Origin of the sequence: Veillonella tobetsuensis (assembly GCF_002959935.1) — a bacterium.
Lineage (GTDB): Bacteria > Bacillota > Negativicutes > Veillonellales > Veillonellaceae > Veillonella > Veillonella tobetsuensis.
In genome coordinates this window covers 416,536-440,668 of record NZ_PPDF01000012.1, presented here as the reverse complement: position 1 = coordinate 440,668, position 24,133 = coordinate 416,536, and the positions used below count along the sequence as shown (strand labels likewise).

Here is a 24,133-nt window from a genome sequence, read left to right as displayed (position 1 = left end):
TCCCTGTTTTTTATGGTTATTGTAAACTTATTGATTTAAATGAAGGTTGATAAATGTCACATAATTTCATATAATGTAAACAAATATATAGTTTTTATAGTTAACAATGCATGTGTATGATGAGGTGTAGCAAATGAGTCAAGTTCGGCAAATCACAGAAATCGGTATTCTAACAGCGATGATAACAATTTTGGGTGCTATCAAAATTCCTAATCTTGTGCCTGGCATTGAGTTTCAGCTATCGGCACCTTTAGCTGTTGCTATTTGTGCGGCATTTGGGTTTAAAAAGTATATCATCAGCGGTTGTTTATCCAGCCTTATCGGATTAGCATTGGGGACACAAAATTTTCTAAGTGTTGCTATTGCTATGCAATTTAGATTAGTTGTGGGTTTCTTATTGTGGATTTGCAAAAATCATATGCTTGGCGTTATTTTAAGTGGTCCTATTGCTTCGACGGTAGCTCGATTAACTCTATCCGTCTATGTTGGTAAAGGAGCTCTTGCCATGGTTATGCTTGCTGTACCTGGTATGATTTTTACTGCTATCATGGCACCTATCATGACGGCCGTATTTAAAAAGGTTGTGTCAATGGCTATACATAGTGCACCACGAAAGGTCGTGCGATGATGGGGTTATACAGTATTCGTATGCGTGGTGCAGAAGGTGGTCCGCATGAAGAAGGAGGCCGCCATATATCAGGTGCTGAACGCATAGTAGAAGAACATGATTTAGAATCTGTAGCGGCCTCTTTAATTCATCGTGCATTGCAGCATAGTAAAGGCAAGTCAGATTTTATAAATATTCGTATAGATGCGGTTCACGATGAAGATATTGCTTACGTTGATTGTATCGCTATTGATGAACATCAGACTGAGTCTGTAAAAGAATCGCATGAATTAGCAAAAGAGTTATTACAGTCTGTTGTGACCAATAAGGCCGTAGAACAGGCTTTCACGGAACTTGGACAATTACCAGGTAATATGCGTGGCGCTATTTTGCTGGATGCTAATACAGGTGTGCGGTTAGACCAAGACAATATGCGCGGTGTTCGCGTAAGTCATATGGATGCATGTGGCACTGAAATAAGACCTATGAATGTACATATGCGTGAAGCTCTCGTACTGGCCACTAAGGTACAATCTTGTCCAGGGATTGTGGGCGAACTTTGTTGGTCCGACGATCCAGATTATACAGTAGGATATGTAGCTTGTAATGGTGTATATCATCGCATTCCTAATATGAAGGATATGGGGAACCCTATTGGAGGTCGTGTATTTTTTGTTGATATAAACAGGCCTATTCATGAAATTGTTGATTATTTAGAGAATATAACAGTATTGGTACGGTGGTAACGTGGATTATTATCAAAACTTTAGGGCCCAGTTAGAAGCGAAAGAAAAAGAACAGAATAAAAGAAGTATTAAGGTCTATGAGCCGATAGATGCTGTACGCGTTAAACGTAATAATCAAGAATTTATTATGATGGCGTCTAATAATTATTTAGGTCTTACCCATGATTTGCGTGTTCAACAAGCCGCTAAATATGCGGTTGAACAATATGGAACTGGTTCTGGTGGAGCCCGACTTACATCTGGTACATTCCCTTTGTTTAACGAACTGGAACTAGGTATTGCAGATTTTAAACATACAGAGCAAGCACTTGTATTTAACACTGGTTATATGGCTAATGTAGGGACGATTACGGCGCTGATGAATAAAAATAGCATCATCATTAGCGATGAATTGAACCATGCCAGTATCATTGATGGGTGTCGTCTTAGTGGGGCTCGTATTGAACGGTATAATCACAAAGATATAGAGCATGCAGAGCATATTCTTAAGAATTATAAATCCTCTCATAAAATGATTATTACCGACGGTGTATTTAGTATGGATGGAGATATTGCACCATTAGATAAACTATATGAGTTAGGAAAAGAATACAATGCTCTACTTATGGTTGATGATGCTCATTCTACAGGTGTATTAGGCAATGGCAGAGGTACAGCACATCATTTTGGACTTACCGATGTAGATGTACAACTTGGTACATTGAGTAAGGCGTTAGGTTCTGTTGGTGGTTATGTTGCGGGGCGCAAGGAATTAATTGAATATCTAGTTAATTACAGTCGAAGCTTTATATTCTCTACAGCATTATCACCTGCTGATATCGGAGCCGCCTTAGAAGCACTTACTATTGTTAAAAATGAACCACTAGTAGTGGAACAATTAAATGAAAACACCGCATATATGGCCAATAAATTACAGTCAATGGGAATTGAATGTGATGATGAAACCCCAATATTTCCAATTATTGTGGGGGATAATGAGAGGGCTTTATCACTAGCATATGAATTAGAGTTACGAGGTATCATTATTACCGCTATACGTCCACCGACTGTTCCCGTTGGTGAAAGTAGACTCCGCATGACCGTCACAGCCGCTCATAGTCAAGAGCAACTTGATTATGTAGCCAATACTCTTAGGGATTTACTAGTTGATATGAATATATGATAGGGTTGACATGAAGATGTAATAGGGGTATGATAATTAGACCAACAAACCCATGGGGATGTAAAGGTTTCGACAGGGGCGAGTGTGGTATAGATAGCGAGTCGGCGTTCCATTGGGCCGTTAAACGGTGGGAAAACATTTAAACGCAGAAGAAAATTTTGCATTAGCTGCATAAGCTACGTCCTTCATACTTGTGCCTACCAAGTGTGAATGGACGTCAAACCGTAGGCTGGCTTAATTTAGTCGTTCATATGAATTAGGCGAGACAACATGAACTGGAGTACTCTAGTTTGTCTGTGTGCGAAAGGTACTTGAGATGTAAATCATAGACTGCGCTCGGAGAAGTCTATATGGCAACGCTTTTGGACAGGAGTTCGACTCTCCTCATCTCCACCATATCAGATGTGTATATACCGACGAATATGTATCATATTAATTGATTCATATTCTCGGTATTTTTTTTGTTTTGTTCACAAATTCTTACTTATGTCAAGAATCTATAGAGTGAAATTGCACACAATTAAACGAATAAAAACATAGATAAAATTTAGGTTTTATCAAGGTTTATAGTATATAGAAATCTTGACTATCGACTTGGAATCAAGTACAATAAATTGAGATATTTATGAATTTGGATATTATAGATTTTGTGTTATGAAAAGGAGAACATGTAATGAAGTCTCGTTATTCACGCATGTTAGCAGTATTGGCGGTATCCGCATTACTGGTAGCAGGCTGTGGTAGTCAACAACAGCAAGCATCAGATGTTGCCGTAAACTCTTATAAAGTGGTTTCGCAAAATGCACAAGTGGACCAAACATTTACAGGTACAGTTGTAGCAGAGAACTCTGTAGCTGTTCATGCCCGTGTAACTGGTTATGTTGTTGAAAAATTTGTTAAGGGTGGGGACCAAGTTGTAGCGGGACAACCGCTATTTAGAATTGATTCTCGTCAATATGAGTCTAGTGTAGCAACAGCAGAAGCAAATGTGGCACAAGCAAATGCAAATTATCAAAATGCTGAGCTAGATTTGAATCGTTATGAAGTATTGGCAAATCAAGATGCGATTGCGCGTCAACGTGTTGATACACAACGCTCAGCGACTGAGCAAGCTAAGGCAGCATATGAAGCGCAACAAGCAGCATTGAAAATTGCACAAGATAACTTGGGTGATACTATCATCTATGCTCCATACTCTGGTACATTACGCATGGATGATGTCGATTTAGGTACATTTGTTAATGCTGGGTCCACTACATTGGTGACTATAGATTCTATCGATCCTATTTTTGTTGAATTCAGCATGACAGAACAAGAGTACTTAGACTTCATGAATACTCGTTCTGGTGATGAAAGTAGTGGTACTAACCTAAAATTACTCCTTGCTAATGGTGAGGAATATAAAAGTGGTGTAGGTGCTGTTGTACAAGCTGCAAGATCATTAGATAGTTCTACTGGTAAACTCGTATTGAAAGCTTCCTTCCCTAATCCAGATCATCTATTATTACCAAATATGTTTGCTACTATTGTTTCTCCTGGTGAAAAACTATCAAATGCAATTTTAATACCAACAAAATCAATCTTACAAATTATGGATAAAAACTTTGTTTACGTAATTGGTCAAGACGGTACAGTATCTCAAAAGGCTGTTGAACTTGGTGGTACGACTGGGGCTTTCACAATTGTTAAATCTGGTCTTGCTGATGGCGATCAAATCGTTGTAGATGGTTTGACTAAGGTTAAAAATGGTGCAAAGGTACAGGCTACAGAATTAAGTAAATCTCAAATTGAAACAGCTAAACAATAGGAGGTAGGACGTGTCGAAATTTTTCATTAATCGACCTATCTTTGCCATTGTTATAGCCATCATGATTACTTTGGCTGGCCTTATTTCAATGGTTAACCTTCCGATAGCTCGATATCCACAAATTTCTCCGCCATCAGTACAAGTTAGCACTGCGTACACAGGTGCTACTGCTCAAGTCGTAAATGATACTGTGGCTAGTGTTATTGAAACACAAATTGTTGGGGTTCAGGATTTAGACTTTATGACGTCTACAAGTTCCAGTAATGGTACCTATTCCTTGTCACTCCAATTTAATCAAGGCAGCGATGCCGATATGGACACGGTTAATACACAAAACCGTGTACAAGCAGCACTTGCACAATTGCCATCCGAGGTTCAACAAGTTGGTGTAACAACTACGAAATCATCCGGTGATATGGCATATATTTTCTCCTTGAACTCTCCTAATGGTACATTTGATAGTACATTCCTTAAAAACTATGGTACTAACTATTTGATGGATGCCATTAAAGGGGTAAAAGGCGTTGGTTCTGTTCAAGAGTTTGGTTCCGACTACGCAATGCGCATATGGTTGGATCCTAGTAAGATGCAAAAATTAGGTGTTACTCTTTCAGAGGTAACAGCTGCTATTAAGAGTCAAAACGTACAAGCTGCAGCTGGTACAGTTGGTAAGAACCCTACAAATGGGGAACAAGCATTCCAATATCCGATTAAAATTGATGGTCGTCTTGTAACAGAGCAACAATTTGGCAATATTGTTATCAAAAATTCTAATGGTACCGTATTACATTTAAAGGACATTGCTCGTATTGATGTAGGGGCTAAGGGTTATGATTTTACTCCAAAAGCTTCCTATCGAGATAATAATGCTCCATCTGGTGAAATCCTATTTGTTGAACATCGACCAACTGCTGGTTTTGCCGTTTCTTTACAAAATGATGCGAATGCGTTAGAAACGATTGCAAATGTTCAAAAAATCTTAGCAGAACAATCTAAATCGTTCCCACAAGATTTGGAATATCATGAAGTTGTAGATAATACTAAATTCGTACGTGCTTCTATTAATGAAGTAGAGCATACATTCTTTGAAGCATTAGTACTTGTTCTTATCGTCGTGTACGTATTCTTACAGTCTTGGCGATCTACATTGATTCCGATGATTGCGGTTCCTGTATCTCTACTCGGTACATTTGGTGCGTTTGTATTGTTGGACTTCTCTATCAATACATTGACTCTATTTGCCATGGTACTGGCCATCGGCCTTGTCGTGGATGATGCTATTGTAGTAGTAGAAGCTGTAGAGTATGAATTAAAATATAATGGCTTATCTCCAAAAGAGGCAGCTATAAAAGCCATGGAAAACGTACAAGGTCCAGTTATCGGTATTGCTTTTGTATTATCTGCCGTATTTATTCCAGTTGCCTTTATGGGTGGTATGACTGGTATATTGTATAAGCAATTTGCTTTGACGATTGCTGTATCTGTAGCTATTTCTGCTATTGTGGCATTAGTGTTAACACCTGCACTTTGTGCGACTATGTTAAAACCACATGTACAAAAAGAACGCGAAGACTTCGTTCATCGTCAACTTAATAAATTCAATCATGGTCTTGAACGATTTAGTGATTGGTATGGTAAGGTACTAGCTCGATTAAGCCATCGTTTGAGCTTAACTATTCTTACATTACTTGTTTTTGCGGCTGGTACAGGCATTGTATTCCATTTCTTACCTACAAGTTTCGTGCCGGCGGAGGATAGTGGATATTTCTTAATTGCAGTAAACGAACCACCAGGTGCAACGTCTGCTCGTACTGTAGAAACTCTTGATAAAATCAAAGATTTCTTAGAACAGACACCGGGTATTAAAGATAATGTAGAGCAAGTATTTACCGTTTCTGGTTTTGACCTTTTAGGTGGCGGTCAAAAATCAAGTGCTGGGGCTTCCTTTGCAGTATTGAAAGATTGGGATCAACGTAAGTCTTCTGATCAATCTGTTAATGCCATGGTTGGTGCTGTATTTGGCTTTGCTGCTAAAAATGTACCAGAAGCGAGTGTGGTAGCATTGAATCCTCCATCTATTCCTGGTCTTGGTAATACTGGTGGTTTTACAATGTATATCATCAATAAATCTGGTGATAGTGCAGAGGTAATGGCTGAACGGGCACAAGCTTTCATTGCAGAAGCTCGTACTAACCCAGCTATCCGAACAGTGTATACTACATTTGATACTGCTACACCTTCTTTGCAGTTCCAAATTAATCGAGAAAAAGCAGCTAAAGACGGTGTTGCTTTGCCTGATATTTTTACTGCTTTGCAAGGCTTCTATGGTAGTATCCAAGTTAACGATTATACATCATATGGTAAAAACTATAAGGTTATTGTTCAAGCAGATGACGCATTCCGTCAAAATGCAGATAACTTGAATATGCTAGCAGTTCGTAATAGCAAGGGACAAATGGTTTCCGTTGCTAACTATATTACGAAAGAAAAAACTGGTACACCATCATCTATTACGCGTTTCGATAATGCCATGGCTGTCCAAATTGGTGGTTCTGCCGCTAATGGTTACTCCTCTGGTGATGCCATCCAAGCATTGAAAGATGCAGCTGCTAAAACATTGCCACAAGGGTATACATATGATTGGGGCGGCCAAACACGTGAAGAGTTAAAAGCCGGCTCTCAAACACTCCTAATTCTAGGTCTTGGTTTGACATTTGTATTCTTAATTCTTGCTGCATTGTATGAATCCTGGAAGGTTCCATTTGCCGTACTATTCTCTGTACCATCTGGTATGATTGGTGCTGCATTAGTACCATTCTTGTTGAATTTTACCGGTCGATTCCAATTAGCAAATGATATTTACATGCAAATCGGTTTATTAACCTTGGTAGGTTTGGCGGCGAAGAACGCCATTCTGATTATCGAGTATGCGAAGATTCGTGTAGATGAACGCGGTATGGATATCGTCGATGCGGCTATCGAAGCAGCTAAGATTCGTTTGCGTCCAATTTTGATGACATCCTTTGCCTTCATCTTTGGTGTATTGCCATTGGCAATTTCCACTGGTGCCGGTTCTGGTGCTCGTACATCAATGGGTATCACAGTAGTAGCAGGTATGACAACAGCTACACTCTTTGGTATCTTTATCATTCCAATGCTATTCATCATCATAGAAAAACTTGGCCCTGGATTCTTTACGAAAGGTAAAAAGAATCACTAAATCCAAATTTCATAACACAAATAAAACACGCTTATAGCATAGCTTATAGGCGTGTTTTTTTAGATGTTTTGTGGTATAATATGATAGTTAAAATGATTTAATTATCGCATGGGCGATATTGTGAAATATTTATATAAAAGAGGTATAAACATGAGTGAAGTAAAAACATTTGTGGCTGGTCATAAAAGTCCTGATACTGATTCTATTTGTTCTGCTATTTCATATGCTAATTTATTAACACAAATGGGTACAGCTGCTACTCCTGTATGTGCTGGTGATGCTAACAAAGAAACTAAATATGTTTTGGCTCACTTTGGTTTTGAACATCCACAAATCGTAACTAATTGGGAAGATTTTGCTCCTAATGGTGGCAATTTATATCTGACTGACCACAATGAATCAAAACAAATTATTGATGGCTACAAATCTATGAACATGTGTGGTGTTATCGATCATCATCGTATAGGTGATTTTGAAACTGATGGTCCTGTATTTATTCGCATGGAACCAGTTGGCTGTACAAATACAATTTTGACGAAACTTTATATTGAAAACAATCAAGAGATTCCTAAAAATATTGCAGGTTTAATGTTGTCTGCCATTATTTCTGACACTGTATTATTCCGCTCTCCAACATGCACGGAAACAGATAAAGAAATGGCTCATAAGTTGGCTGCTATTGCTGGCGTAGATATTGAATCTTATGGTTTAGAAATGTTGAAAGCTGGTGCAGATATTTCTGATTTAACAAATGATCAAATCGTGCGTACTGATATGAAGGAATTCTCTGAAGCAGGCCAAACGATTTCTATTGGTCAAATTTCTGTAATGGATACAACTGATATATTGGCTAAACAAGCTGAATTAGTAGCTGCTCTAGAATCTCTACGTACTGCTAACGGCTATGCTGCATCTTACATTATGGTTACCAATATTCTTGATGAAAGTACAACACTGATCTATAGCGGCGACGTAGAATCCGTTGTTGTTAATGCATTTGGTAAAGATGTAAAAGACAATGCCGTATTCTTACCAAATACAATGTCTCGTAAGAAACAAATTGTACCTCCAATTTTAGGAGCTATGAAATAATAAAGGATATCGACATATATAGTAATAAAAACGTTGCTCTTGCAACGTTTTTATTATATATGATGACAATTTATAATTACTCATTTTATGTTATAGATAAGGAGATACCATGCAATCATTGTTAGATGGCTTGAATCGGGAGCAACAGCAAGCTGTACAACATACAGAAGGACCACTATTGATTTTAGCAGGTGCTGGGTCAGGGAAAACAAAGGTATTAACTGTACGTATAGCATATTTATTAGCGCAAGGTGTAAATCCCTATGAAATCTTAGCCATTACATTCACCAATAAAGCGGCTAAAGAAATGAAAAGTCGTGTTGAAGGACTTGTGGGGGATGTTGCTAATCGTATTTGGCTAAGTACATTCCATAGTTTCTGTGCTAAATTTTTACGCTTTGAATTAGATAATTTTTTAGGATACAATAGCAATTTTACAATTTATGATACATCAGATTCACAGGTTGTTATAAAGGCAGCTTTAAAGGCTCTAAATTTGGATGATAAATATTATCCCGTGGGAGCTATGATTAGCGCTATTTCAGATGCAAAGAATAAATTGATGTTTGCTTCTGATTTTAGAAAACAAGCACGGGACTTTTACCAACAAAAGGTAGCTGATGTTTATGAATACTATGAAAAAGAGTTACGTAAAAATAATGCGTTAGACTTTGATGACTTATTATTAGTAGCTGTAAAATTACTACAATCTAATGCAGCTGTGCTTGATAAATATAGCAAACGATTTAAGTATGTCATGATTGATGAATATCAAGATACAAACCATGCACAGTATTTATTGGCTTATTTGTTATCATCGCATTGGAAGAATATCGCCGTCGTAGGTGATGCTGACCAAAGTATTTATGCATGGCGTGGTGCAGATATTCAAAATATCCTCGATTTTGAAAAGGATTATCCAAATTGTACATCCATTAGATTAGAGCAGAATTATCGTTCTACTAAAATTATCTTGGATGCGGCTAATGCCGTTATCGATAATAATGAAGGCCGTCCTGAAAAGAACCTTTGGACTGATAAAACAGAAGGGGCTAAAATTCAACATTTTACAGCTCAATCTGAACATGAAGAAGCGGCTTTCATAGGTGATACTATCGTAAAAAAACACGATATCCACGGTGTACCTTATGGTGATATGGCCATTTTATATCGCACTAATGCCCAGTCCCGTGTACTAGAAGAAGCGTTGATTAAGCGTGCTTTGCCATATACTATGGTAGGGGGCACAAAGTTCTACGATAGAAAAGAGATTAAAGATGTGCTAGCTTATTTGCGCGTATTATATAATCCTTTTGATGATTTGAGTCTATTGCGCATTATTAATGTACCAAAGCGTAGTATCGGTGCTACAACGGTTTCTAAATTACAGGACTATGCTCGTGAAAATGGTACATCCTTATTTATGACCTTAACTCAATTGCATCTCGTAGATAGTATTAAGGGTAAAACTAAGGAAAAGTTAGAAGAGTTTGGTATTCTTATTTTTACTCTTGTTGCGGAAATGGATGATAAATCCGTTTTAGATATCTTAGAAGCTATTCTTGATAGAACAGGATACTTATATCAGTTAGAGGAAAGTACAGACCCACAAGATCAAGCTCGTGCGGAGAATATAGGTGAGTTACTATCCGTGGCTAAGGACTTTCAAGATACGAATCCAACTGGTACAGTCGAAGATTTCTTGGAACAAGTGGCTCTTGTTAATGATGTAGATTCTTTTGAACAAGAGGATTCTAAGGTTACATTGATGACATTGCATGCCGCTAAAGGCCTTGAGTTTCCTATTGTATTCCTTGGTGGCTTAGAAGAGGGCTTGTTCCCTCATAGCCGTACCTTGATGAACCCTGAGGAAATCGAAGAGGAACGACGTCTAGCCTACGTTGGCATTACGCGTGCTGAACAGGAATTATATATTTCTAATGCTACAACACGTACTGTATTTGGTCGTACTAGCAGTTATTTACCATCCCGATTTATAGATGAAATCCCAGCTGAACTTGTTGATGGTTTGCGGGCAAAACGGAAAGTTCCGGATGATATTAAACAAACTGTACCAAGACATATGTCTGTTACAAGTCGTCCTGTAACAAAACCAATTATTCGTAATGAGGTTATAGCTGATTGGAAGGTTGGAGATACGGCCATTCACAGTAAATGGGGGAATGGTAAGGTCGTAAACGTATCCGGTGAAGGGGCTGGTATGAAATTGACCATCGAATTCCCAACGCAAGGTGTACGTGTAGTTATGGCTAAGTTTGCACCTGTGAAAAAAGGTTAGCATAAAATCAATCGTTTAAATGATTAAATAGAGGATAATTATGAGTCCTAAAGATAGAATAGAACAATTACAAAAAGAATTGACTCATGCTCAGTATCTATATTATGTAAAAGATAATCCGACGATGAGCGATTTTGAATATGATCAAAAATATCGTGAGCTCGTTGATTTAGAAACGGCGCATCCTGAGTATATTGTGCCATCGTCTCCAACTCAACGAGTTGGCATTAAGGCGGACGGTCCCTTTGAAAAGGTCGTTCATGGCAGACCCATGCTTAGCTTATCCAATGTATTTAGTGCAGATGAAGTGCGCGCCTTTGATCAACGGGTAACGAAGGAATTGGGACATCAAACAAAGGCCTATGTGGTGGAGTTGAAAATTGATGGTTTAGCTGTTAATTTGCACTATGAGAATGGTATCTTTGTTCGTGCTGTCACACGTGGTGATGGCAAGGTGGGGGAAGATGTAACAGCCAATGTGCGCACCATAAAATCCATCCCACTTTATCTTGAAAATGCACCAGAGTTTATTGAAATTCGTGGTGAAGCATATATGCCACATAGCGAATTTAAACGTATCAACGAAGAACGAGACGAAGAAGGATTACCGACCTTTGTCAATCCTCGCAATGCAGCGGCAGGTTCTTTGCGTCAACAAGACCCTGCTATTACAGCAAGTCGTAATCTTGCGTTCTTTGCGTATGCTATCGGTTCTGAAAGTGGCGCACATATTCACACACAAGAGGAATTATTGCATACATTAGAAAATTTCCATTTTTCTGTAAACCCTCATTATCGAGTATGTAAGACTGTAGATGACGTGATTGAGGCTATTAATTATTGGGGCGAAAAACGTCATGAATTACCATACGATACGGATGGTATGGTTATTAAGGTCAATGATTTTGCAGATCAAGATGTATTGGGGACCACTGCAAAAGATCCTAAATGGGCTACGGCTTATAAATACCCTCCAGAAGAGGTAGAGACTATTATCAACGATATCACTATTAATGTTGGTAGAACAGGTGTATTAACTCCTACAGGTGAATTACAAGCTGTATTCGTTTCTGGCACTAATGTAAGTCGCGTCACATTACATAACCAAGATTTCATTACTGAAAAAGACATCCGCATTGGTGACCACGTGGTTATTCATAAGGCTGCAGAAATCATTCCAGAGGTGATTCGCGTATTACCAGAAAAACGAATTGGCAATGAGGTTCCTTTTGCCATTCCTAATCAATGTCCTGTATGTGAATCTCCTGCGGTGCGCCGTGAAGGTGAGGCTGCTATTCGCTGCACCAATAAACATTGTCCAGCTATTGAAAAGGAACAAATTATTCACTTTGCTTCTCGTGATGCTATGAATATAGACGGCCTTGGTCCAAGCATTGTAGAAAATTTAATCAATGAGAAATTAATCTCTAATGTAGTTGATTTATATCATTTAACTACGGAATCGATTATGGGTATGGACCGGATGGGCAAAAAATCGGCAGATAATCTTGTAAAAGCTATCGCTGATTCTAAAACTCGTGGCTTAGACAGAGTGTTATTTGGCCTTGGTATCCGTCTTATAGGTTCAAAAGCGGCTAGCACGATTGCCAACGTAGTTAAGTCTATGGATAGATTCCTGACTATTACTAAAGATGAATTAGTAGCGGTAGAAGAAATTGGTCCAACTATGGCAGATAGCATTATCGAATATCGTGAGGATCCTCAACATATTGAAATTATCAATGGCTTGATTACAGCTGGTTTAAAAATGAACGTAGATGTACAAGAGGCAGCTGGTAATGAAATGGATGGGGAAATCGTCGTTCTTACAGGTAAACTCGAATCTATGGGCCGCAGTGAAGCTGGTAAAATACTAGAAGCACATGGCGCTAAGGTAACGGGTTCTGTGTCAAAGAAAACTACACTTGTTGTAGCTGGTGAAGATAGTGGTAGCAAACTGACAAAGGCGAACGAACTTGGTATTCGCGTTATTAATGAAGAAGAATTTTTAGAATTACTTAAAGATTTAGGTGAAAACTAATCCTATATTTTGAAAATATATGTCATATGCTTTATAATTAAAAGATATGAAAGGATGTGGACCGATGAAAATCAGCCAAGAGGAAATTAAAAAAATCGCTTTACTGTCCCGATTAGAAGTAAAAGAAGATAGAATGGCTAGTGTTGAGAAGGAACTATCAGATATCTTAACGTATGTAGCAGAATTAAATGAATTAGAATTAGACGGTGTAGAAGTAATGGCTCATGCTGTTCCTTTACATAATGTATTGAGAGAAGACGAATTAAAACCATCTCTAGATCATAATTTGGCATTGTCTAATGCACCTGAAGAAGAAGACGGATACTTTAAAGTACCACGCGTTGTACAAGAATAGGAGGTTTCACTGTGGCAACAATTCATGAATTACACACTAAATTAGTAAATAAAGAAATCAGTGCTGTAGAATTAACAAATGCAGTAATTAGTCACAAAGCAAAAGTGGAGCCGGTAGTACATGCGTATTTGTCTGATTCCCACGAATTAGCATTAGCATCTGCTAAAGCAGTAGATGAAGCCATTGCTAAAGGGGAAACTATTTCTCCATTAGCAGGTATTCCAGGTGCGATTAAAGATAATATTTGTATCAAGGATCACCCTACAACTTGTGCATCTAAAATGTTAGAGAACTTTATTCCCCCATATAATGCATCTGTTATTGAAAAACTCAATGCTAATCATTATGTTAGTTTGGGCAAACTCAATATGGATGAATTTGCCATGGGTGGCTCTACAGAAAACTCTGCATTAGCAAAAACGGCTAATCCTTGGAGTTTAGACTGCGTACCAGGTGGTTCTTCTGGTGGTAGTGCGGCGGCTGTTTCTAGCGGTTCTGCTATTTGGGCATTAGGCTCTGATACAGGTGGTTCTATTCGTCAACCAGCATCTTTCTGCGGCGTAGTAGGTATGAAACCAACCTATGGCAATGTATCTCGTTATGGCTTAATCGCTTTTGCATCTTCTTTGGACCAAATTGGCCCTGTTACGCGAGATGTAACTGATGCTGCATTGGTATTAAATGCCATTGCCGGTCATGATTCAAAAGATTCTACATCTATCCCAGGTCAACGTGTAGATTACACAAAGGCTCTTGTAAGCGATGTTAAGAATTTAAAAATTGGTGTACCAAAAGAATTTTTTGGCGATGGTCTTAATGCAGAAGTACGCAAGGCTATTGATGAAGCAATTGAAACATATAAAAAATTAGGTGCTGAAATCGTTGAGGTTTCCTTGCCTAGCACAAAATATGCATTATCTGCGTACTATATTATCGCATTGGCAGAAGCAAGTTCCAACTTAGCTCGTTATGATGGTGTAAGCTATGGTTTGCGTGTGCCTGCAGATAATTTGGTAGAAATGTCTACTAAATCTCGCACAGAAGGATTTGGTCCAGAAGTACAACGTCGTATCTTGCTCGGTACTTATGTATTGAGCGCTGGTTACTATGATGCGTATTATTTGAAAGCTCTTAAAGTACGTCGCGTTATCAAAAATGAATTTGATGAAGCATTCTCCAAGGTTGATTTGTTATTAGCTCCAACAGCTCCTAATACAGCATATAAATTTGGCGAAAAAATCAATGATCCATTGGCTATGTACTTAGAAGATATTTGTACAGTTCCAGCTAATTTAGCAGGTATTCCAGGTATCAGTATTCCTGCTGGTATGAGCAACAATAATTTACCAATCGGCTTGCAATTATTAGGTCCTGCAATGGGTGAAGAAACATTGTTACGTGCGGCTTTCACATTCGAACAAGCTAGACCTGATTGTCAATTAGTTGCACCCACAGGGGAGGTTTCTTTATGAGCAGTAAATACGAAACAGTCATTGGTTTAGAGGTTCATACAGAACTCAAAACCAAGTCTAAAATATTCTGTGGTTGTACTACTGAATTCGGTGGCGACCAAAATACACATGTATGCCCAGTTTGCCTTGGCTTGCCTGGCGCTATGCCTGTGCTTAATAAAAAAGTAGTAGAATTTGCTATTAAAGTAGGTTTAGCTTTGAATTGTGATATTTTACATTTCAATAAATTTGACCGTAAAAATTACTACTATCCAGATTTGCCTAAAAACTATCAAACCTCTCAATATGATTTGCCAATCTGCTTGAATGGGCATTTGGATATTGAAATTAATGGTGAAACAAAACGCATTGGTATTACGCGTATTCACATGGAAGAAGATGCTGGTAAATTGGTCCATAGTGGTAACACTATTTCCGATTCTAATTCCTCCAATGTAGACTATAACCGTACAGGCGTACCTCTTTTGGAAATCGTATCTGAACCAGACATTCGTTCTGGTGCGGAAGCAAAAGCGTATGTAGAAAAACTACGTTCTATTTTGCAATACTTAGAGGTTTCTGATGGTCGTATGGAAGAAGGTTCCTTGCGTTGTGACTGTAATGTATCCGTTCGTCTTCGCGGTACTACTGAATTCGGTACACGTACAGAAACTAAGAACGTTAACTCTTTAACTGGTATTCAAAAGGCTATCGAATATGAAGCATTGCGTCAAGCTAAGCTTATCGAAGCAGGCGGTAAAGTAGATCAAGAAACTCGTACTTGGGATGATGCTCAAGGCATTACACTTGGCATGCGTAAAAAGGATGAAGAAAACGATTACCGTTACTTCCCAGAACCTGATTTGGTACCAATCGTTATTACTGACGAAGAAATCGAAGCGGCTCGTAATGCACTTCCTGAATTACAAGATGCTAAAATTGCACGCTTTGTATCTGAATATGATTTATCTCGTGAGGACGCTACAATCCTTACAGTGGCTAAGGTGACTGCTAATTACTTAGACGAGGCTGTGAAAGCTGGTGCAGATCCTAAGACTGTATCTAACTGGATGCTTGGTGATTTGTCTAAGATGATTAATGAAAATAACTTAACCTTTGCTCAATCTAAGGTGAGCCCAGAAAACTTAGCTGGCATGATTGCCCTTATCGAGAAAGGTACTATTTCTGGTAAAATTGCGAAAAAGGTTATCGTATCCATGTGGGAATCCGGTAAGGATGCAGATACTATCGTAAAAGAAGAAGGCCTTGTTCAAATTACTGATACTGGTGCTATCGAAGAAATCGTTAAACAAGTTATTGCTAATAATCCACAACCAGTAGAAGACTTCAAGAGCGGCAATGGCAAAGCTATTGGATTCTTAGTTGGCCAAGTGATGAAAGAATCTAAAGGGCGTGCAAACCCAGGCTTGGTTAATGAATTATTACAAAAATTCTTGAAAGACTAAGGTTTATTAACTCCTTTTGTTTCAAAGTTTAATATAATCATTGTCATATCCTCTATGGTGTATAATAACCATAGAGGATATTTCGTTTTTGTTAGGCTTATGGTATAATAAATTGTATAAAATTGATTAATAGTTTTGTGATAAGGAATATATCATGAATAACCAAAATACAATGAATGAAAATAAAGAACAAGAAACTAAGACACGTGTCTTAAGCGATACAGAGCGCTGCGATTTTGATGGGGTTACCATTGATGAAGAAGGGGATGCTGTACATGTTGAATTTACACCTACTCAAAAAGAAGAAGACCGAAGTGGGTATGAGCAATTTCAAGACTATGGCCCTCGTGTGAAGGTATATCATTTTGGCGGTTCTAGTTGGCTAAGCCGTATCATTATGATTATTGTATTAGCTGCAATCTTAGCAGCTATCGTATTCTTTGGCGGCATCATCTTGTCCATCGTAGGCGTGGTCATCCTAGTAGGGGCTATTATCTCCTTTATCTTAGGCTTGTTTTAATGGTATAATATATCTATTATGACAAGACGGTGGCAAGTCCATTCGATGATGCTAAAGGGGTACTATGAACGTAGTTCTATCAACATTAAACTCAAAATTTATACATTCTTCACTAGCCTTGAGATATCTCAAGGCTTATGGTGAAGCCCATGGACAGGCATACGATATAGTGGAATATACTATTAATATGCCTGTTTTGCATATTCTTAGCGATATTACAGAGCATGATATCGATGTCCTAGGTTTTGCCTGCTACATTTGGAATATTGAAATGACCTTGCATGTGGTGGATATGGTGAAAGCCGTACGGCCCGATATTAAAATCGTATTGGGCGGACCAGAGGTTTCTTTCACAGCCGATGAACTATTAGAACGGTGTCCGAATATCGATTATATTGTACAAGGTGAGGGTGAGGAAGCATTCCATGCTCTTGTAACAGCCTTACAGCTTGGTAATGATGGATTAGACCCTGTGATTCCCGGCGTGAGGGGACGTAGGAATGGGAGTATTTTAGGTTCGGCAGAGGCCGTAGAGGTTCGTGATTTATCTACCATACCATTCCCTTATACAGAGGAAGATATGGACGATTTAGAGCATAAGATCATTTACTATGAATCCTCTCGTGGTTGTCCTTTTTCATGCCAATATTGTTTGTCGGGCAATAAGAATACAGTGCGTTTTTTTCCGCAAGAGCGTACTTTACAGGAGTTACAATGGTTCATTGACCATGGTGTAAAACAGGTCAAATTTGTAGATCGTACCTTTAACTGTGCACCTCATCATCATAGACCACTTATGGAGTTCATGAGAGACAGCGATACAGATATGAATTTCCACTTAGAGATGGAACCAGAGCTTATGACGGACTGGGAAACCAACATTCTTTGTGAAATGCCGCCTGGACGCATTCAAATCGAGGTAGGTGTACAAAGTACGCATAAGAAAACATTAGATGCTATCAATCGCTATAATGATTGGCAATACATCCAAAAATCTATACGTCCTATTATTCAAGCTGGGCGTACGCATGTTCACATGGATCTTATCGTAGGATTGCCGCACGAGGATTTTAATCGATTTGGACAATCCTTTAACGATTTATTTAGCTTACAAGCTCATGCATTACAAATTGGATTCTTAAAATTGCTAAAAGGATCTGGTGTACGACGGATGCGTGAATACAAGTATGTAGCAGATCCATTGGCTCCATATGAGGTTCTAAGCACGCATGTACTACCTTATGATGATGTACGTTTCTTGAAATATCTTGAAGATGTATTTGAGCGTTTTTATAATAGTGAACGATTTAGAACAACATTTGGCTATATCGGACAACAATTGATTCACGGTGAAACGGATGCATTTAGTTATTTCTGTGATATGACGAGAGCATGGCTTAAGGAAGGTAATCATAAGGTTAATCTTAAGGATATAGACCAAATTGAATTCTTATATCGTTTCTTCCTTGCAAAAGGTGATACGATAGCTGCAGAATTATTGCAATACGATACATTGGTAAGTTATCGCGGCAAGGTTCGCAGCGAAGCAGTAGGATTGCCGAAACAAACGAAGGAATTGCTACAAGTTGGCGAAACATTCTGGCGAAATGAAGAAGTAGCATCAAAATTTATTCCCAATTATACGTTTAAAGAATGGCGTAAAATTCGTCAGCAATATGTGGAAATGACCATGAGCCGTGAAACAGCAACATATTTAGGAATTCAATATATACCAGAAGGGGATTTCACAGTGATTATAGATGTGAATCAAGAGGTGACCCCATTCATTCGCCCTGAAAACATACAATGATATAGAGGAGTGTTATGTCAGATACAACGAGACCGAAACGGTACCGGATGGTGTCAAAATTTTATAAAGAAACATATGGTGAAAAGGTATATAAATTACCTGTTGCATTACCTTTAACCTGTCCTAATCGAGATGGATCAGCTGGTGTTGGAGGATGTACATTCTGTGGGGAAATCGGTGCTGGTTATGAAAATAGACCTGCATGGATGACGGTGCGCATGCAATTAGAAGAAAATATTGCACACATCGGACCTAAATATAAGGCTAAAAAATTTATACCTTATTATCAAAACTTTAGTAATACCTATTTACCTCTTGAGGATTTTAAATCCTATATGGAACAAGGTTGTATTGATGAAGCCGTAGGGATTGCAATCGCTACGAGACCTGATTGTATTTCTAATGAGTATTTAGATGTATTACAGGACATACAACAACGATTTCATAAGGATATCTACATTGAATTAGGATTGCAAACCGTTAATTATCATACACTTGAGAAGATCAATCGGGGTCATGATTTGGCGCAGTTTATCGATGCGGTGCTCCGCATTAAGCGCTATGGATTCAATGTGACCACACATATGATTGTCAATTTGCCATGGGATACGATGGAGGATACCATTGAAGGGGCCAAGATTTTATCATCCCTTGGTGTTGACCAAGTAAAGTTACATGCCCTATATATTGTGAAACATACATTGATGGCTAAATGGTATGAAGAAGGTCAAATTACCTTGATTAGCGCCGAGGAGTATGCGGAGCGCGTTGTTCAGTTTTTACGCCATCTCCATCCACATATCGTGTTGCAACGATTAGTGGGTCGTGCCCCAGAGGATAATACATTATTCACCAATTGGTCTATGGGCTGGTGGCGTGTACAGGATTTAATCGACGATATGATGGATGAACTAGATGCACATCAAGGCGATTTATGTGATTATTTAAATGGTAAAGCAGTACGTAAATTTATAGATGGGGGACAAGTATGAGTGAACGGGTATTTATCTTTCCTACCTATGACTTAGCACAATCTATACTAGGTCAACACAATAGATATTTACAAATGATGAATGAAGTCATTCCTGCGGATATTGTATCCCGTGGTGATACAGTTGTCATAAAAGGGGACGAGCTTCAAGTAGAGGCGTTGTATCGGACATTAGAGGAACTGGTATTCCTCTATAAAGAAGGCAGTACGATTACAGAATCTCAAGTTCGTATTGCGGCTAAGATGGTGATGAATGGCAAAGGGGATGCCCTTCACTCTATGTTCGAGGATACTTTATCCGTAACGATGCGCGGTAAAAGCATTACGCCAAAGACGGAAGGTCAAAAGCAATATGTAGACAGTATTCGCAAGAATACAATCACCTTTGGCATTGGACCTGCCGGTACAGGTAAAACGTTCTTAGCTGTTGCATTAGCCGCATTTTGCTTGAAGAACCGCAATGTAGATAAGATTATTTTGACGCGACCTGCCGTAGAGGCTGGTGAACGACTAGGGTTCTTACCCGGCGAATTACAAGATAAGGTAGATCCATATTTACGTCCGCTTTATGATGCGTTGCACGAAATGTTTGGTATTGAACAAGTACAACGCTTTATGGAACGGGGCACAATCGAGGTGGCACCATTAGCGTACATGCGCGGTCGTACATTAGAAAATGCCTTTGTCATCTTGGATGAAGCACAGAATACGACGGCAGAGCAAATGAAGATGTTCTTAACTCGTTTAGGTAATAACTCTAAAATGGTCGTCAATGGTGATAAAACACAAATTGACTTACCACCGCGCGTAACATCTGGCCTTAATGAAGCCGAAAAGGTATTAAAACGCGTGTCTGGTATTCATATGGTGTACTTTACAGAGCAAGATGTGGTGCGTCATGATTTGGTAGGTCGCATTGTAAAAGCCTATGATGCGTACCATCAAAAACTTTCAAAGGAAGAATAAAAATTATGCATATACAAATTAGCTATGATGATGGTATAGAGCAAGATTCTAAAATCGAGGAGATTATACAAAAGGTTTGCGACGAGGTAAGTCGTGTATATGGTCTGGAAGATGATGAGTTGAGCATTTTATTATGCGATAATAAGAGAATTCACGAGCTCAATAAGGAATATCGCGGTATTGATAGACCAACTGATGTACTGTCCTTTGCCCTCAATGAAGGTGATGACTATGAGGGTAGTGAAGAGGAGCATCATTTACTGGGCGATATGATTATTTCCCTAGAACGAACTCGTGAACAAGCCATCGAATACGGACATAGTTTTGAACGTGAGCTCGCCTATTTAACAACACATAGTTGTTTACATATTTTAGGTTATGACCACATGACCGATGAAGACAAAAAAGAAATGCGCACAGAAGAAGAATTTGTGCTTTCCAATTTAGGATATGTACGAGAGGATCAACCATATAATGAATAAGTCAGAACATTTTAAATCTGGATTTGTTGCCGTTGTAGGGCGCCCGAATGTTGGTAAATCAACAATGATTAATGCCTTGATTGGCGACAAGATTGCCATCGTGTCCGATAAGGCACAAACAACACGAAATCGTATTATCTGTGTGTATACGGATGAAGAAAAACAAATTGTCTTTATGGATACACCAGGTGTTCATAAACCAAAACATAAATTGGGTGAATTCATGGTCGATGCAGCCATTGAATCTTTAAAAGAAACAGAAGCAGTTTTATTTGTGGTGGCTGGTAATGAAAAACGTGGTCCTGGGGATAATTTTATTATCGAGCAATTAAAGCGCGTGAAGGTACCAGTGTTCTTAGTAGTTAATAAAATTGATACACTGCAAAAAGAACAGCTATTAGAAGCCATTGTATCGTATCAAGATGCGTATCCATTTGCTGGCGTGATTCCCATCTCTGCAAAGAATAAGGACAATCTAGAGGAACTTCTTAATGTACTTAGTAAAAACTTACCAGAAGGCCCTCAATACTTCCCAGAAGATATGATTACGGACCAACCAGAACGTTTAATTATCTCCGATATCGTTCGTGAGAAAATCCTCTTATCTACCCGGGATGAAATTCCTCATGCTATCGCTGTCGATGTGGATGAAATGAAAACACGAGATGATGGCACTACCTATATTCGCGCTACTATTTACTGTGAACGTGATTCTCAGAAGGGGATTATTATCGGTAAAAAAGGTGCTTTGTTAAAACAACTTGGTGCCAAGGCTCGTGCGGATATTCAAAAACTATTAGCCACAAAGGTATATCTCGATTTGTGGGTGAAGGTTAAGAAGGATTGGCGTAATAAATCTGGGATGCTTTCAGAGTTGGGCTATAAATAATTAAGAAAGATATTTACAATGTTTGGGGTTTGTATTTTTGTAGAAAGGATTAAAGATGGATTCAGTTGATGGCCTGTTGCCTATAGTGCTAGGTATCATATTTATATTTTTAATAAACTTTTTAGTGGTAGCAAAATTTTCCTTTGCTCGTTTACGTAAGGAACATGTGGAGGATATGACAATTTTGCTAGAGAAAGATAGACAATTTTTGTTGAAACTCTATCAAAATCCAGAGTATTTTCTTAATACTACACAATTTTTAATTTTGTTTTTTATTCTTGCGTTAGCAGGAACAGGGACATATATATTTAATAGCATGGTATCTGAAATCATGGCGGTGTTTAATTTCCATGGTACTTGGATACATAATGTACTGGACCTACTGTTGCTCTTAATTATTAGTCTTATCGTTTTAATATTTGGTGAAATTGTACCCAAAGCATTGGGTTTATCATTTCCAACGCGATATGTTAATACCCATAGTCGCATTGTTGTTGGCGTTGGTCGCATTGTATATCCCTTTGTTTGGTTAGCCGGTAAGATTTCTAATGGTATTCTTAAATTCTATGAAACAAAATATTTAACAGAGCTTGATCTCGTATATACAGAGGAAGAACTTCGTATGATGATTTCTCGTAGTCATGAGGAAGGTCAACTTAATCAAGTAGAGTCAGAGTTGATTGATAATGTATTTAACTTCGTGGAACGTATGGCAAAAGAGGTAATGGTACCACGTCAGGATGTAGAATGTATCTTTGTAGAGGATGGCTTTGAAGAGGCCATGAAGGTAGTGCGTTCAACGTCTCATACTAGATATCCATTGTGCCTAGAAGATAAGGATCACATCATAGGCCTTGTACATATTAAAGACTTAATGGAACGTCCTAATCAAGCGATGAAAGATTTGCGCAACATTAAACGGGATATCTTAACTGTGCCTGAAGTAATGAAATTATCTACCTTGCTCCAATATATGAGGACTCGTCGAATCTATCAAGCTATCGTTGTAGATGAATATGGCGGTATGGTAGGCCTTGTTGGTCTTGAGGATATCATCGAAGAACTAGTAGGGGATATTCAAGACGAACATGAATCTCATTTACCTGCTACGATGAGCTATTCAGATGGTTCTTTTGAATTTGATGGTAAGGTTCTTGTTGATGAAGTCTCTGAAATGATGGATGTAAACATCGAGGATTCCGATTCGGATACAATTGGTGGTTATATTTTCGGTTTATTAGAACGGACTCCAATTGTGGGCGATACAGTAGATGCCTATGGTTATATCTTTGAAGTTATTAAAATGCAAGGATATCGCATTTCTCGCTTGCGTGTTACGCCATTGCCCAAGCCAGAAGCTGTAGAAGATGATGAACATGAACAATCTTAATGGTGGCTTTAATACACCGGCCATAGTGGTGAGCCGAAAAAAATATAAGCTCTATTCTGTGTTTACCTTTATAACACCATCACTAGGTATTATTAGGGCATCTTTACCGCATAAACGTTTACAATCACTGCGTAATGCATCGTATTTGCGCCCCTTTAGTGCCATGTATATTACAGTTGTACAAGATGGTGAATTTGTGAAAGTTACACAAATTGATGGTTCTTATGTGGTAGAATCACTAGATACGAATCTTAATAATATTGCGTATGCGGCTGTAGCAAGTGAATTCATCCAAGAACTCTTTGCTTTGTACGATGTTGATCGTAAGGTTTTTGATGTTGTAGTAAATTATTCAAAATCTATTCGAAAAAGAAATGTACGTTTAGGAACGATTATATTAGGTTGGCAAATGCTTTCTCTAGCAGGTGCTATGCCACAAGGTGAGGCTTTTGTTTCTAGAGATGGTATAGATGTTTTTTGGGATGAACTGCGTATGGGGAGACATATGAATCCATCCATAGCATTGCGTAAAGCCATGCCGAGCATATTAACTTATCAATGGGGGGATACGCAACCTATTGAATTGCCTGGAACAGTATGGAAAGAACTAGAACGTGTATTATTTGCTTATGGGGAACAAGAAATTGGAAAACCATTGCAGAGTGTAAAATTTTTAATGAGCATATAATAAATACTAATACCTGATTTGATATACTATTTGGGATTTGTTATCACATTTTTTTATAAATTATAAGCCACTTATCTTGGATAGGCCGTGAAAACCTATTTATGATAGGTGGTTTTCTTATATAGAAAAATAACAATGTAATACATGAACA

The 24,133-nt window shown here is 38.4% G+C and carries 19 protein-coding genes and 1 other RNA gene; all 20 read left to right on the top strand.

The window, feature by feature from the left end; genetic code table 11:
• Positions 1–133 precede the first annotated feature (133 nt).
• The 20 genes from VTHSUH11_RS08015 (at position 134) to recO (ending at position 23,982) form a co-directional block, all read left to right on the top strand.
• Positions 134–628, top strand: coding sequence for a hypothetical protein (locus VTHSUH11_RS08015; RefSeq protein WP_105093283.1), 495 nt, complete (start codon positions 134–136; stop codon positions 626–628).
• On the top strand, positions 625–1,353 hold the full coding sequence (locus VTHSUH11_RS08010; protein ID WP_105093282.1) for a 6-carboxyhexanoate--CoA ligase: 729 nt from the start codon (positions 625–627) through the stop codon (positions 1,351–1,353). The genes VTHSUH11_RS08015 and VTHSUH11_RS08010 overlap by 4 nt, the downstream gene beginning before the upstream one ends.
• A 1-nt stretch (position 1,354) precedes the next feature.
• Positions 1,355–2,515: an 8-amino-7-oxononanoate synthase gene (gene bioF, locus VTHSUH11_RS08005; RefSeq protein ID WP_059362758.1), complete on the top strand. Its 1,161-nt coding sequence runs from the start codon at positions 1,355–1,357 to the stop codon at positions 2,513–2,515.
• Positions 2,516–2,569: 54 nt separating this feature from the next.
• Positions 2,570–2,911: a transfer-messenger RNA gene (ssrA, locus tag VTHSUH11_RS08000) on the top strand.
• Between the two features lie 277 nt (positions 2,912–3,188).
• On the top strand, positions 3,189–4,322 hold the full coding sequence (locus VTHSUH11_RS07995; RefSeq protein ID WP_059362756.1) for an efflux RND transporter periplasmic adaptor subunit: 1,134 nt from the start codon (positions 3,189–3,191) through the stop codon (positions 4,320–4,322).
• Between the two features lie 10 nt (positions 4,323–4,332).
• Positions 4,333–7,542: an efflux RND transporter permease subunit gene (locus VTHSUH11_RS07990; protein WP_105093281.1), complete on the top strand. Its 3,210-nt coding sequence runs from the start codon at positions 4,333–4,335 to the stop codon at positions 7,540–7,542.
• Positions 7,543–7,692: 150 nt separating this feature from the next.
• On the top strand, positions 7,693–8,634 hold the full coding sequence (locus VTHSUH11_RS07985; protein ID WP_105093280.1) for a manganese-dependent inorganic pyrophosphatase: 942 nt from the start codon (positions 7,693–7,695) through the stop codon (positions 8,632–8,634).
• Between the two features lie 109 nt (positions 8,635–8,743).
• Positions 8,744–10,933 carry a DNA helicase PcrA gene (pcrA, locus tag VTHSUH11_RS07980; RefSeq protein ID WP_105093279.1) on the top strand — a complete coding sequence of 730 codons (2,190 nt, stop codon included), beginning with the start codon at positions 8,744–8,746 and terminating at the stop codon, positions 10,931–10,933.
• Positions 10,934–10,973: 40 nt separating this feature from the next.
• Positions 10,974–12,974, top strand: coding sequence for an NAD-dependent DNA ligase LigA (gene ligA / locus VTHSUH11_RS07975; protein WP_105093278.1), 2,001 nt, complete (start codon positions 10,974–10,976; stop codon positions 12,972–12,974).
• 64 nt (positions 12,975–13,038) lie between these two features.
• Positions 13,039–13,329, top strand: a complete 291-nt coding sequence (gene gatC, locus VTHSUH11_RS07970) for an Asp-tRNA(Asn)/Glu-tRNA(Gln) amidotransferase subunit GatC (protein ID WP_105093277.1) — start codon at positions 13,039–13,041, stop codon at positions 13,327–13,329.
• Positions 13,330–13,340: 11 nt separating this feature from the next.
• Positions 13,341–14,801 carry an Asp-tRNA(Asn)/Glu-tRNA(Gln) amidotransferase subunit GatA gene (gene gatA / locus VTHSUH11_RS07965; protein WP_105093276.1) on the top strand — a complete coding sequence of 487 codons (1,461 nt, stop codon included), beginning with the start codon at positions 13,341–13,343 and terminating at the stop codon, positions 14,799–14,801.
• The gene (gene gatB, locus VTHSUH11_RS07960) at positions 14,798–16,246 is read left to right on the top strand and encodes an Asp-tRNA(Asn)/Glu-tRNA(Gln) amidotransferase subunit GatB (protein ID WP_105093275.1); all 1,449 of its coding nucleotides are present in this window, start codon (positions 14,798–14,800) and stop codon (positions 16,244–16,246) included. Before gatA ends, gatB begins: the two co-directional genes overlap by 4 nt.
• Before the next feature lie 154 nt (positions 16,247–16,400).
• On the top strand, positions 16,401–16,766 hold the full coding sequence (locus VTHSUH11_RS07955) for a DUF4229 domain-containing protein (RefSeq protein ID WP_105093274.1): 366 nt from the start codon (positions 16,401–16,403) through the stop codon (positions 16,764–16,766).
• A 64-nt stretch (positions 16,767–16,830) separates the two neighbouring features.
• On the top strand, positions 16,831–18,576 hold the full coding sequence (locus VTHSUH11_RS07950; RefSeq protein ID WP_105093273.1) for a B12-binding domain-containing radical SAM protein: 1,746 nt from the start codon (positions 16,831–16,833) through the stop codon (positions 18,574–18,576).
• 14 nt (positions 18,577–18,590) lie between these two features.
• A complete protein-coding gene (gene mnmL, locus VTHSUH11_RS07945; RefSeq protein ID WP_105093272.1) occupies positions 18,591–19,568 on the top strand; it encodes a tRNA modification radical SAM protein MnmL/YtqA in 978 nt (325 codons plus the stop codon).
• Positions 19,565–20,533 carry a PhoH family protein gene (locus tag VTHSUH11_RS07940; RefSeq protein ID WP_105093271.1) on the top strand — a complete coding sequence of 323 codons (969 nt, stop codon included), beginning with the start codon at positions 19,565–19,567 and terminating at the stop codon, positions 20,531–20,533. The genes mnmL and VTHSUH11_RS07940 overlap by 4 nt, the downstream gene beginning before the upstream one ends.
• Positions 20,534–20,538: 5 nt before the next feature.
• Positions 20,539–21,015, top strand: a complete 477-nt coding sequence (gene ybeY / locus VTHSUH11_RS07935) for an rRNA maturation RNase YbeY (RefSeq protein WP_105093270.1) — start codon at positions 20,539–20,541, stop codon at positions 21,013–21,015.
• Entirely contained in the window at positions 21,008–21,904 is an 897-nt protein-coding gene (gene era, locus VTHSUH11_RS07930) for a GTPase Era (protein ID WP_105093269.1), read from the top strand. Before ybeY ends, era begins: the two co-directional genes overlap by 8 nt.
• A 55-nt stretch (positions 21,905–21,959) precedes the next feature.
• Positions 21,960–23,294, top strand: coding sequence for a hemolysin family protein (locus tag VTHSUH11_RS07925; RefSeq protein ID WP_105093268.1), 1,335 nt, complete (start codon positions 21,960–21,962; stop codon positions 23,292–23,294).
• Positions 23,281–23,982 carry a DNA repair protein RecO gene (gene recO, locus VTHSUH11_RS07920; protein ID WP_105093267.1) on the top strand — a complete coding sequence of 234 codons (702 nt, stop codon included), beginning with the start codon at positions 23,281–23,283 and terminating at the stop codon, positions 23,980–23,982. The genes VTHSUH11_RS07925 and recO overlap by 14 nt, the downstream gene beginning before the upstream one ends.
• The last annotated feature ends 151 nt before the right edge of the window (positions 23,983–24,133 follow it).